The sequence below is a fragment of the Kitasatospora sp. NPDC057518 genome (assembly GCF_042802075.1).
In the GTDB taxonomy this organism is placed as follows: Bacteria; Actinomycetota; Actinomycetes; order Streptomycetales; family Streptomycetaceae; genus Kitasatospora.
The window spans coordinates 1-10933 of the sequence record NZ_JBHVEU010000300.1; the positions used below are offsets into that span (position 1 = coordinate 1).

Here is a 10933-nt window from a genome sequence, read left to right on the forward strand (position 1 = left end):
CCCGGACACGTACGGTGTCCGGGCCTCCGCGCCGTCCGGGCCCGTCCGGGCCTACCCCTCGACCGGTGCGAAGCGGACCGGGAGGTGCGTCAGGGCCCGGTGGAACGGGCCCGGGCGCCAGAGCAGGTCCTCGGCGGGGGTGGACAGTTCGAGGTCGCTGAGGCGGCTGCCCAGCTGCTCGATGGCGGTGATCGCGATCAGCAGGGCCGGGTCCCGGGCCGGGCAGGCGTGCGGGCCGGCCGCCCAGGCCAGGTGGGCGCTCTCGCCGCTGCGCAGCCCGCCGTCGTCGGTGGGCGGCGCGGCCTGGGAGTTGGCGGCCGCGTACGAGACCAGCACCAGCGTGCCCGCCTTGATCTCGCGGCCGTGGAAGGTGATGTCGTACCGCGGGTAGTGGGCCGAGAGGTTGGCCATCGGCGGCTCGTGCCAGAGCACCTCGTCGATCGCCTGATGGGCGGTCATCGCGCCGCCGAACAGCGAGCCGGCGTAGCGGGCGTCGGTGAGCAGGCGCAGCAGGGCGTTGCCGATCAGGTTGGTGGTCGGCTCGTGCCCGGCGATCAGGGTCAGGGTGATCTGCCGGATCACCTCGTCGTCGTCCAGCCCGACCGGGTGGGTGACGTACATCGAGGTGAGGTCGTGCCGGGGGCGCTCGCGGCGCTCGGCGACCATCGCGGTGACCACCGCCAGGAGCTTCCCGTACGAGGCGCCGGCCCGGGCGGTGGACTCGATCAGCCCGGTGATCGCGTCCACCACCTCCTCGCGCTGCTCCTGCGGCACGCCGAACCAGGTGGTGAGCGCGAAGGCGGGCAGCCGGCGGGCGTACTCGGCGATCAGGTCGGCGTGCCCGACGGCGGCGAAGCGGTCGATCAGCCGGTGCGCGGTCTCGGCGACCTGCCGCTGGAGCCGGTGCGGCTCGAACAGCGCGAGGGCGTCGGTGATCACCGCCCGGTAGCGCGCGTGGGTCTCGCCGTCGCTGAACAGCGCGGTCGGGCGGTAGCCGAGCACCGGCAGCAGCGGGGAGTCCGGCGGGACGGTCCGCTGCCAGGCCCGGGAGTCCTTGGAGAAGGTGTCGGTGTCGCGCAGCAGGTCCAGCGCGGCCTGGTAGTCGGTGACCAGCAGGGCCTCGACGCCGGGCGCGATCTCCACCGGGGCGACCGCGCCGTGCCGCCGCAGCCGCTCGTAGACCAGCTGGGGGTCGGCGGCGAAGACCGGGCCGTGGATCGGGGTCGGGCGGGACTCGACGGTCACGGCTGCTCCGGGGTGGCGGGGTCCGAGGTGACGGGGTCCGAACCGGCGGGGTCCGAGGTGACGGGGGCGGCGGGGTCCGGGCCGGCGGGGGCGGCGGGCAGGGCCTCCAGGACGTGCTCGGCCAGCGCGATCAGCGCGTCCAGGCTGCTGTCGCGCTCGCGCGCGTCGCAGAGCAGCAGCGGGGTGGCGGCGTGCAGGTCCAGGTGGGTTCGCAGCACCTCGACCGGGTGGTCCGGCGCGTCCGGGAAGCGGTTGACGGCGACGGCGTACGGCAGGCCCTGCTCCTCGACCATGTCCATGATCTCGAAGGAGTCGGCCAGCCGGCGGGTGTCGGCGAGCACCAGGGCGCCCACCGCGCCGCGGGCGATGTCCTGCCAGAGCGGGAAGAAGCGGCGCTGGCCGGGGGTGCCGAACATGTAGAGCACCACGTTGCCGGGCAGGGTGAGCCGGCCGAAGTCGACGGCGACGGTGGTGGTGGACTTCCCGGGCACGCCGGCCAGGTCGTCCACCGGGCGGCCGGTCTCGGTCATCGCCTCCTCGGTGTGCAGGGTGGCGATCTCGGAGAGGGTCCGGATGAGGGTGGTCTTGCCGACCCCGAACGGGCCGGCCACCACCAGTTTCATCAGCGTCTGGTCCTGGTCGGGCAGGTAGCCCACCCGGCTCTGGTCTTCCGGTTCCGGCCGGGCGGCCGGGTCACCGGAGCGCACGGAGTCCAACGAGGAGCCTCTCGACGATGGAGCGGTCGGTCTGCTGGGCGCGCGGGATCGGCGCGCGGGCGTGCAGGCAGCCCGCCTCGACCAGGTCGGCCGCGAGGAAGACGGTGGCGCTGACCGGCAGGCTCAGGTGCGCGGCGGCCTCCACCACGGTCAGCGCGCCGGGGCGCAGCAGTTCCCAGAGCCGGCGGTGTTCGGGGTCGAGCGCCTCCGGCGGGTCCGCGCGGTCGGCGAACAGCACGGTCAGCCGCTCGAAGCCCTTGGTGCCGGGGCGGCTGCGGCCGCCGGTGGCCAGGTAGGCGGGCACCATCCGCCTGCGGGGGACGGCGGTCATGACCGGACGTCGTCGTCCTGCCGCCGGGTCGGGCTCGCGAGCGCGCGACCGAGGGCGGCGACCTGCAGCTGCATCTGGTAGGCGACGTTGCCGAGTTGGGCGTCCGGCGAGGTGAAGACGGCGAGCGAGGTGTTCTCCCCGGCGGGCACCACGACGGCGTAGCCGAGGTCGGACTCCACCACGGTCTGGGCCAGCCGGGGCCGCTCGACGTCGGTGAACGCGGCGGTGAAGGCCCGGGCGGCGGCGTGCACGGTGGCGGTCATCGCGGCGACCCGCTCGGCCGAGGCGCGCTCCAGGCCGTCCGAGGCGCCCTCGACCAGGCCGTCCCCGGTGGCGATGACGGCGTGCAGCACCCCCGGGAGCTCCAGCAGCGGGGTCAGCACCCACGAGATCTCGTCGGTGGCGGTCGGGCTGGGCGTGCTGCTCACTGCTCGGCTCCTTCTGAGGTCGGACCGGTGCTCGGGTCACCGGGGTCGCGGTCGGCGGTGGTGTCGCCGGGGGTGGTGGCGGTCGTACCGGTGGTGCTGTCGCTGTTTCCGGGGGCGGTCCGGCCGGGTGCGGAGCCGGCGGCCTCCTCGCGCTCGGCCCGGGCCACGGCGGCCCGGCCGGAGTCGGTGCCCTGCTGCAGCGCCTGCCAGTGGGCGGCGGCCTGCTCGGGGGTGCGCGCGGCCGCGCGGGCGGGGGCGGGCTTGGCGGCGGCCGGCCGTACGGCGGCGGGCTGCTCGGCGGCCAGCGGACGGCGGCGGCGCCGGGTCGGCAGGCCGGTGCCGTCGTCGGCCGCGGACGCGTCCGTCGCGGGGGTGTCCGTCGCGGGGGCGTCCGGGCCGGGCTCGGCCGGGACGGACGCACCCGCCTGGCCCTCCCCCGCCGGGCCGTCCGCGACCGGGCCTTCGGCGACCGGGTCGGGCACCACGCGGATGGCCGGAGCCGGGTGCGGGCCCGGCTGGTTGTGGCGGTCGGCGAGCCGCGGGCCGTCCTGCTCGTCCGCGTCGCGCATCGGCGGGACGGCCGCGACGGTGGGCGCCGGGGCCGGGCCGGAGCCGGCCCGCAGCGGCAGCGGGGTGAGCACCGACAGCGGCTGCTCGTCGTCCACGACGGTCACCAGCGCGGCCGGGATGCGCAGGATGGTCCGCATGCCGCCGTACGGCGAGGGCTCGATGTGACAGGAGAAGCCGTACTGGCGGGCCAGCTTGCCGATCACCGCGAAGCCGGTCTTGGGCGGGTTGCCGAGCTCGGTGAGCAGCATGTCGGGCGGGCCGGCCAGCAGCCGGCGGGCGCGGCGCAGCTGGTCCTCGTCCATGCCGATGCCGCTGTCGTCGATGATCACCAGCGCGCCGCGGCCGCCCTGCTGGACGGTGACCGGGACGTCGGTCTCCGGGTGGGAGCAGGCGGTGGCGTTGGCGAGCAGCTCGGCGATGGTGACGGCGATCGGCTCGGCGGCCCGGGCGACCACGGCGAGGCGCTGCTCGCGCAGGTGGTTGGCGACCTTGATCCGGGCGTAGCCGGGCACCCGGGAGAGCGCGCCGACGACCACCTCGGCGAGCGGCGAGTCGGTGCGGGCCAGGCCCGGCCAGGCCTCGCAGAGCACCGCGATGGTCTGGATCCGACGCAGCGCGACCTCGTTGCGGAAGTCGACCTCCAGCAGCCGGGGGTCGTCGTTCTCGTGCTGGAGCCGCTGGACCAGGCTCTGGATCTGGTACAGCAGGGTCTGGATCCGGGAGGTGGCGCCGCGCATGGCGGCGCGGGCGGCGGCGTCCACCCGCTCGCGCTCGTCGGCGAGGGCGGCCTGGGCGGCGTCCAGGACGCCCTGCAGCGCCCGGACCGCCTCCGGGCCGACGGCCTGCGGGTCCAACGGGCCGACCAGCGGGGCGTTGCCGTGGGTGAGCCGTACGGCGGTGGCGGCGACCCGCTCCTGGGCAAGGTGGCCGATCTCGGCGAGCAGCGCGGTGCCGCGCGCCTCGGCCTCGGCGAGCGCGCGCTCGGCCTGCTCGGCCCGGGCGGTCGCGGCGGAGCCCTGCTGCATGGCGTCCCGGACGGTGTCCTGCGCCTGCCGGGCCGCCTCCTGCGCCTCGCGGACGCTGTCCTCGGCGGCCCGGGTGCGCTCCTCCGCCCGCCGGGCCTCCTCGGCCGAGCGCCGGGCGGCCTCCTGCGCGTCGCGCTGCTGCTGCTCCGCGCGGGCGAGCCGGCCCTCGGCGGTCCGGGCGCGCTCCTCGCCCCGGCCGAGCGCGGTCTCGGCGGCCGTCGCCCGGGTGACGGCGACGGCCCGGCCGCGGGCGAGCACGGCCGCGGCCGCGGCGGCGACCAGCGCCAGGACGATCAGCGCGATCTGCGTCATCGAAGTCCTCGGGGGTGCTTGCGGGGTGGACCGGGTGGTGCGGCCGGGACGACCGGGCGACGGGGCCGGACGGGATCAGGATCGGGCGGTGCCGGGCCCCGGCGGGATCAGGGCCGGGCGGTGCGCGGGCGCTGGGCGCGGGCCTCGTCCTCGGCCAGTTCCCGGGCCACCAGGGCGACCTGGCCCAGGGCCTCCAGGGCGCCGGGGGCCGCCGAGCCGTCCAGGTGCCGGTACTCGGCCGCGACGGTGATCACCAGCCGCTCGGGCAGGCCGAGTTCGGGGTGGCGCTGCTCGGCTATCACCCGCCGGGCGGCGTCCAGCGCGGGTATCCCGGCGGCGTGCAGGGCGTGGGCGCGCTCGCGCACGTAGGCGAGGTAGCCGATGTGCTCGCGGACGCCGTCACGGTCGAGCACCGGGCCGTGGCCGGGGACGAAGATCTCCGCGCCGGTGGCCAGGGCCTGCTCGCAGGCGCCGATGACGTTCTCCAGCGGTCCGGCCCAGTGCGAGGGGTGGTCGCCGGGCTGCTCGGGCGTCGAGGAGAAGATCACGTCGCCGGTGAACACCGCGCGCTGGTGCGGGAGGTGGACCAGCAGGTCGCCGCCGGTGTGGGCGGCGGGCAGGCTGGTGATCCGCACCGGGTAGCGGCCGACGGTCAGTTCCAGCTCGCCGGTGAAGACGGTGTCGGGGCGCACCGGCTCGGTGCCGGACCAGTCGAACTGCCCGAAGTGCTCCTTCAGGTAGCCGCCGAGCGGCGAGTCCGGGTCGCTGTTGGTGACCAGCGCGTGCTGCTGTTGCGGGGTGGGCTCCCAGTGGATGTGCTCCAGCGCCTCGCGGGTGGCGATCACCTCGGCGTCCGGCAGCACCCCGGCGCCCCACAGGTGGTCCCCGTTGGCGTGGGTGACGACCACCCGGTCGACCCCGACCCCGGCCGGCAGCAGCCGCCGGCTCGCGGCGAGGAACTCCCCGGCCATCGAGGGGTCGTACGGCGTGTCGATCCAGAGCGCGGTGGTCTCCGAGGCCAGCAGGCCGCAGTTGGCCAGGCCCCACCCCCGCTTCGGCGGGAGCCACACGTACAGGTCCTCGGCAATCGCGCTCACGTTCGCACGGCTGATCGTCATGTGCGCGATTATGCCCAGGTCGTGACAGGAGTGGAGCAAAACCATTACAGTTCAAGCCACTTCGCGCCCGAAGCAGCCCGGGCTGTCCCGATTCGTCCCACGTGGTCTGGACCACATCTGGCCGAAGTGGCCCGGCCCCCGCCACTGCGAAACCGGGGGCGAAACGGGCACGGCTACAGGTGCGGGCGCGGGCCGCGTCCGGGGACGCGGCCCGGCGGCGTCAGGCCCCCTGCTCCGACGGCCGCCCCAGCCGCTTGATCCCCTTGCGCTCCGCCGCGCAGCGCTCGTAACCCAGCCAGGCGTTGATCGCCAGCATCGGCCCGTTGGTCGTGTCGTTGCTGGTGTACGCGTGCCGGTAGCCCGCCGCGGCGGCGAGCCGCAGGGACTCCAGCTTGGCCGACTTGGTCAGCCCGCGGCCGCGGAACTCCCGGTGGCAGGCGGTGAACGCGGACCAGTAGCGGTCCACCCCGTCGGTCTGCGCCATGCTGAACGCGGCCGGCCGGCCGTCCACCACGGCGACGACGCTCAGGGCCAGGTCCCGGTCCGGCCGGTTCCAGTCGTCGCGCAGCCAGTCCTCGTACTCCAGGGCGTCCATCGGCACCTCGCTGCCGGGCTCGTCCAGGATGGCGTCCGCCTCGACCAGGAACACCGGATGCGGGTCGGCCGCCCAGTCCGCGGCCGGGCGCAGCTCGACGCCGGGCGGCAGTACGGGCGCCGGCGGCAGCGGCAGCGCCAGGTCCCGTCCGGCGAACTGCATGGTGCGCCCGAGCCGGTACCCCCGGGCGGTGGCGAAGGCCACCGAGGCGGGCTCGTCGTCCATCCAGGTGTGCAGTTCCGTCACCCCGTGCCCGACCAGGTGCCGTTCGGCCGCGGCCAGCAGCGCGGTGGCCGCGCCGCGCCGCCGGAACCCGGGCAGCACACTGCCGTTGGCGTAGCCGACACCCGCGACCGACGTCCCGAGCACCACCCCGCAGCGCACCGCGCCGACCACCCGGCCGTCCAGCTCGGCGACGAAGGTGCGGAAGTGCTCCTCGGGGCTCGGCCGGCCGTTCAGCCAGAGCAGGGTCTCGGCGGAGAGCACCAGGTGCTCGCGCCCGGCCCGGTGGGCCGCGGCCACGGCCTCGGCGTCCTCGGGGCGGAAGTCCCGGATCGTCAGGGGGGAGGAATTCGAAGAAGTCATGGATTCCCACGCTAGTCGCGCCCACCCGCCCGGCGCCTCCGATTTATCCGCCGGAGGGCACCCCCACCTGCGGGGGACGGCCCGGGCTCGGGACCCAAGTCCCTCACGACCGGAACGACATGCTCAAATAATGCTCTGAGAAGACCGGGTGAGGCTTGGCAGCCACCCCACCCGGGGACATCCTCAGCAACACGGCCGCACGGGTCCGGCGACGACGCCGCACCGGTCGACGGCCCTCCCACCCGGCCCTCCGAAGGGGGCGAACCGATGACTTCCCCTGCCCTGGCCACCGCACCCCGGGACACCGCGCCCCAGGACGCCGCACCGCTGGCGACCGCGCCCCGGGACACCGCCTCCCGGGACGCCGCGCCCCGCCTGGGCGTCGGCCTCGGCTGGCGCGGCGAGATCGACACCGTGGTCGAGCGCCAGCCCGGCCTGGACTGGGTCGAGGTGGTCGCCGAGAACATCTGCGCCGACCACCTGCCCGACTCCCTGACCGTCCTGCGCGGACGCGGCGTCACCGTCGTCCCGCACGGCGTCGGCCTCGGCCTCGGCGGCGCCGACCTGCCCGACCCCGCCCGCCTCGCCCGGCTCGCCGAGGCCGCGCTGGCGCTCGGCTCCCCGTTGGTCACCGAGCACCTGGCGTTCGTCCGGGCCGGCGGCCTGGAGGCCGGCCACCTGCTGCCCGTCCCCCGCACCCGGGACTCGCTGCGGGTGATCGCCGAGAACGTCCGGATCGCCCAGGACCAGCTGCCGGTACCGCTCGCCCTGGAGAACATCGCCGCCCAGCTCGCCTGGCCGGACGACGAGTTCACCGAGGGGCAGTTCCTCGCCGAGCTGGTCGAGCGCACCGGCGTCCGGCTGCTGATCGACGTCGCCAACCTGCACACCAACCGGGTCAACCTCGGCATCGACCCGGCCGCCGAGCTCGACCGCCTGCCGCTGGAGGCGCTCGCCTACGTCCACGTCGCGGGCGGCACCCTGGTCGACGGCGTCTGGCACGACACCCACGCCCACCCCGTCACCGAGCCGGTGCTGGAGGTGCTGGCCGAGCTGTGCGCGCGGACCGCCCCGCCCGGGGTCCTGCTGGAGCGGGACGCCAACTTCCCGCCGCCCAGCGAGCTGGCCGGTGAACTGGACGCCATCCGCCGGGTGCTGGAGGGGAGCACCCGGCGATGACCGACCTGACCGGGACCGCGCGGGACACCGCCGACCAGGACCTCGCCGCCGCCCGGCGGCGCCTGGCCCGGCGCCAGGAGGAGCTGCTGGCCGCCCTGGTGGCCGGCGGCCCCGTCCCGCCCGGCTTCGACGAACGCCAGGTCCGCGCCCAGTCCACCGGCCTGGCCGCCAAGCGGCGGGACACCACCGCCAAGGTGGCCCCCGACCTGCCCCGTACGCTCGGGGCGGGGTACGGGCCGCTCTTCCTCGACTACGCCCGCTCCCACCCGCAGACCGGCGGATACCGGGCCGACGCCCGGGCCTTCGCGCAGTGGGTGCTCACCGACGGCGGCCCGCTCGCCACCGACCACCGCCGGGCCCTGGAGCAGTGGCTCCACCCGGCCCCCGTACGACCGCCGGGCCCGCTCACCCGCCTGCGCCGGGCCCTGCGCCGGTAACCGGTAGCCGGCAGCCGGTAGCCGGTATCGGACACCCGGCCGGCCGTCGGCGACCGCGGGGCCACCGGGCCCTGACGAACCATCACCACCTCGGGGGGAACCGCCCATGTGGCACAACAGCTACTTCATCGTCCCGGCCGTCCTGCTGGCGGCCGCCGCGGTCCACGCGGTCCGGACCCGGCAGCGCATCGGCCAGGTCCGGTACGCCAAGGGCCTGCCCGGCCGCGGCCTGCCGCTGCTCGACACCGCGTTCCTGTCCGGCGGGCCGGCGCGGGTGTTCGACACCGCCCTGGTCCGGATGCACATGAGCGAGCAGGCCGTGGTCAGCCGCTCCGGCCTGGTCACGCTCACCGGCGCCAAGCCGTACGACGCGGTCGACAAGGCGGTCCAGGACTCCGTCGGACCGACCGGGAGCCGTCAGCTCGGCCCGCTGCGCCGCACCGTGATGCGCTCCACCGCCGTCCAGGAGATCGGCGACCGGCTCGCCGACCGCGGCCTGATGCGCCGCCCCGAGCGGCTGCGGCGGGCCCGCACCGCCCGCCGGCTGCTCTGGCTCGCGCTGCTCCTGGTGGCGGCCTCCATGGTGGCCGCCCCGCTGCTCGACGACGGCGCCGCCGGCCACGAGCGCCCGAAGCTCTGGATCCCGGTCATCCTGCTGATCGTGGGCGTCGCCTCGCTGCTCGTCACCCCGCTCGTCAAGAGCCGGATCACCCCGGCCGGGCAGCGCCAGCTGTCCCTGATGCAGGGGCCGTGGAAGCCCAATGCCGGGGTGTCGCCCCGGCTGGCCGGCGGCGCGCTGCTGGGCGCGCTCGCGCTCGGCGGCCTCGCCGCCGCCGGGCTGGGGGAGCCGGAGCTGGAGGCCGCGATGCTGGCCGCGTCGACCGACGACGAGGAGTTCTTCCGGCAGGCCACCGCCGCGAACGGCTCCGCGACCTCCTCGTCCTCGTCGTCGTCCTCCTCCTGCTCCTCCGGCTCCGACGGCGGCTCCGCCGCCTGGTGCGGCTCCTCCGACTCCGGTTCCTCCGGCTCCTCCGGGTCCGGCTGCGGCTCGTCCGGCTGCGGGTCCTCCTCGTCGAGCTGCGGCTCCTCTTCCTCCAGCTGCGGCTCCAGCTCGTCGAGTTGCGGCTCCTCGTCGTCCTCCAGCTGCGGGTCGAGCTGCGGCGGTGGCGGCTGCGGCTCCTGACTCCGGCGGCACCCGGCGGAAGTCACAGTTCGGTATCGCGAACCGGGAAGGCGTTCCGCGCGCAGTCGGCACAGGCATACAACAAGCCCATGTGGTTGCTGTTCCTCATACCGGCCTGTGTCGCGGCTGTCCTGTCCTGCGTCCGACTGGTCCGGATGACCGCCACCGCCGACGCCCTCGCCGACCAGAGCGGCCTGCGGCCCCCCGAAGCCGTGGGCATCGGCCTGTACGAGACCGCCTACCTGGCCGGCGGCCCGGGCCGGGTGGTCGAACTCGCCCTCGTCCTGATGGCCGGCCGCGGACGGCTCCACCTGGCGCACACCGGCTGGACCACCGTGGTCGACCCCAGGGGCCGCAGCCGCCTGGAGCGGGCGGTCATCGCCACCGTCGGCCCCGAGGGCCAGTGCCGCACCGACGAGCTGCGCCAGGCGGTCGCCGAGCACCCCAACGTGCTGGAGATCGGCGCCCGGCTCGCCCTGGCCGGCCTGGCCACCCCGGCCCTGGTGCAGCGCAACACCGTGGTGGTGATCCGGCAGGTCCGGCACGCGCTGCTGCTGTCCCTACTCCTGCTGGCCGCCTCGCTGGCCCTCGACGGCTTCACCGGCGGTGACACCCTCGCCCCGCTCGCCTGGTTCTCGCTGCCGCTGGTGCTCACCTCCGGCACCCTGCTGATGGCCCGCGTCGACGTCTACCCGTACACCCGCTGGGCCTCCCCGATCGGGCAGGAGGTGCTGCGCGAGGTCCGCCCGGCCCGCCAGCGCGGCCTGGCCGACGACGAGGAACGCGAACTGCTCACCGCCGTCGCCATGAACGGCCCCGCCGCCCTGCCCGACGCCCGGCTCCGCGCCGCCCTGCGCCCGCACCGCGGCTAGGGCGGCGGCCTGTGGCCGGTCCGCCCGCCCGGCGCCGACCTGCCGCTGGACGACCTGCCCGGGCTGCTCACCGCCGCCTGCGCCGAGTACGGCCTGATCACCCTGCACACCGAACAGCTGGATCCGGACGTCTGCCGGGTCGGCACCGTCACCGGGCTGCGCCCCCGCTCACTGCGGCTGCACGAGGTCGACACCGAGGCCCGCTGGTACCCGGAGCCGACCAAGTACCGGCTCCGCGACGTCACCCGGGTCGGCCTCGGCGACCACTACACCTCCGTGCTGCGCGAGTTCGCCGGTCCGCGACCGGACCGCGACGGCACGGAGGCCGGTTCCCCCG

9 protein-coding genes and 1 pseudogene are annotated in these 10933 nt (G+C 75.9%); 3 read left to right on the top strand and 7 right to left on the bottom strand.

Annotated features, from left to right (window positions below; translation table 11 throughout):
• Positions 1-51: 51 nt before the first annotated feature.
• The 7 genes from ACFU7Z_RS26755 to ACFU7Z_RS26785 form a co-directional block, all read right to left on the bottom strand.
• Positions 52-1245 carry a cytochrome P450 gene (locus ACFU7Z_RS26755; protein WP_380780171.1) on the bottom strand — a complete coding sequence of 398 codons (1194 nt, stop codon included), beginning with the start codon at positions 1243-1245 and terminating at the stop codon, positions 52-54.
• Positions 1242-1868, bottom strand: coding sequence for an ATP/GTP-binding protein (locus tag ACFU7Z_RS26760; protein WP_380780181.1), 627 nt, complete (start codon positions 1866-1868; stop codon positions 1242-1244). Before ACFU7Z_RS26760 ends, ACFU7Z_RS26755 begins: the two co-directional genes overlap by 4 nt.
• Before the next feature lie 70 nt (positions 1869-1938).
• Entirely contained in the window at positions 1939-2292 is a 354-nt protein-coding gene (locus tag ACFU7Z_RS26765; RefSeq protein ID WP_049649592.1) for a DUF742 domain-containing protein, read from the bottom strand.
• The gene (locus tag ACFU7Z_RS26770; RefSeq protein WP_049649591.1) at positions 2289-2720 is read right to left on the bottom strand and encodes a roadblock/LC7 domain-containing protein; all 432 of its coding nucleotides are present in this window, start codon (positions 2718-2720) and stop codon (positions 2289-2291) included. The genes ACFU7Z_RS26765 and ACFU7Z_RS26770 overlap by 4 nt, the downstream gene beginning before the upstream one ends.
• Positions 2717-4627: an ATP-binding protein gene (locus ACFU7Z_RS26775; RefSeq protein WP_380780173.1), complete on the bottom strand. Its 1911-nt coding sequence runs from the start codon at positions 4625-4627 to the stop codon at positions 2717-2719. The genes ACFU7Z_RS26770 and ACFU7Z_RS26775 overlap by 4 nt, the downstream gene beginning before the upstream one ends.
• 107 nt (positions 4628-4734) lie before the next feature.
• Positions 4735-5745: an MBL fold metallo-hydrolase gene (locus ACFU7Z_RS26780; protein WP_380780175.1), complete on the bottom strand. Its 1011-nt coding sequence runs from the start codon at positions 5743-5745 to the stop codon at positions 4735-4737.
• A gap of 220 nt (positions 5746-5965) precedes the next feature.
• Entirely contained in the window at positions 5966-6925 is a 960-nt protein-coding gene (locus tag ACFU7Z_RS26785; RefSeq protein WP_380780177.1) for a GNAT family N-acetyltransferase, read from the bottom strand.
• 327 nt (positions 6926-7252) lie between these two features.
• Between ACFU7Z_RS26785 and ACFU7Z_RS26790 the strand changes: the two are divergent.
• The 3 genes and pseudogenes from ACFU7Z_RS26790 to ACFU7Z_RS26800 all read left to right on the top strand — a co-directional run bounded on the left by ACFU7Z_RS26790 (position 7253) and on the right by ACFU7Z_RS26800 (position 10596).
• Positions 7253-8541 (top strand): annotated as a pseudogene (locus ACFU7Z_RS26790) (DUF692 domain-containing protein).
• Between the two features lie 106 nt (positions 8542-8647).
• Positions 8648-9724 carry a TIGR04222 domain-containing membrane protein gene (locus tag ACFU7Z_RS26795; protein WP_380780179.1) on the top strand — a complete coding sequence of 359 codons (1077 nt, stop codon included), beginning with the start codon at positions 8648-8650 and terminating at the stop codon, positions 9722-9724.
• An 89-nt stretch (positions 9725-9813) separates the two neighbouring features.
• Positions 9814-10596, top strand: a complete 783-nt coding sequence (locus tag ACFU7Z_RS26800; protein ID WP_049651285.1) for a TIGR04222 domain-containing membrane protein — start codon at positions 9814-9816, stop codon at positions 10594-10596.
• Positions 10597-10933: the final 337 nt, after the last annotated feature.